Annotated in this window: 1 pseudogene; it reads left to right on the plus strand. The window is 78.0% G+C overall.

The features are described 5' to 3' along the window. Window positions 1–909: pseudogene (locus GTW67_RS28835) on the plus strand (chromosome segregation protein SMC); the annotation flags it as partial.

Raw genomic sequence — 909 nt, forward strand, 5'->3', positions numbered from 1 at the left:
CAGGATCTCACCGACGAACTGCGGCGCCAGCTCAAGCCGCTCGGACGGCAGGCGGCGGTGGCGCGCCGGGCCGCCGTCATCCAGGCCGACCTGCGGGACGCCCGCCTCAGGCTCCTCGCCGACGACCTCGTACGGCTGCGCGAGGCGCTGCGGGCCGAGATCGCCGACGAGGCCGCCCTCAAGGAGCGCAAGGAGAGCGCCGAACGGGAGCTGGGCAAGGCGCTGCGGCGCGAGGCGGACCTGGAGGACGAGGTGCGCCGGCTCACCCCGCGCCTCCAGCGCGCCCAGCAGACCTGGTACGAGCTGTCCCAGCTCGCCGAACGGGTGCGCGGCACGATCTCCCTGGCCGACGCCCGCGTGAAGAGCGCCACCTCCACGCCCCCCGAGGAGCGGCGCGGCCGCGACCCGGAGGACCTGGAGCGCGAGGCCGCCCGGGTGCGCGAGCAGGAGGCCGAACTCGAAGCGGCCCTGGAGGCGGCCGAACGCGCGCTGGAGGACACGGTCGCCCACCGCGCCGACCTCGAACGCGAACTGGCCCAGGAGGAGCGCCGCCTCAAGGACGTCGCCCGCGCCATCGCCGACCGCCGCGAGGGGCTGGCCCGGCTCAGCGGCCAGGTCGGTGCCGCCCGTTCCCGCGCCGCCTCCGCGCAGGCGGAGATCGAGCGGCTGGCCGCCGCCCGGGACGAGTCCCGGGAACGCGCCGCCGCCGCCCAGGAGGAGTACGAGACGCTCCAGGCCGAGGTCGACGGGCTCGACGCCGACGACCAGGAACTCGCCGAACGGCACGAGGCCGCCAGGCGCCGGCTGGCCGAGGCGGAGGCCGCCCAGAGCGCCGCCCGCGAGGCGGCCACCGCGGCGGAGCGCGCACGCGCGGCGACGCAGGCCCGCCACGACGCCCTCGCCCTGGGC

It is taken from the genome of Streptomyces sp. SID5910, from assembly GCF_009862125.1.
GTDB lineage: Bacteria > Actinomycetota > Actinomycetes > Streptomycetales > Streptomycetaceae > Streptomyces.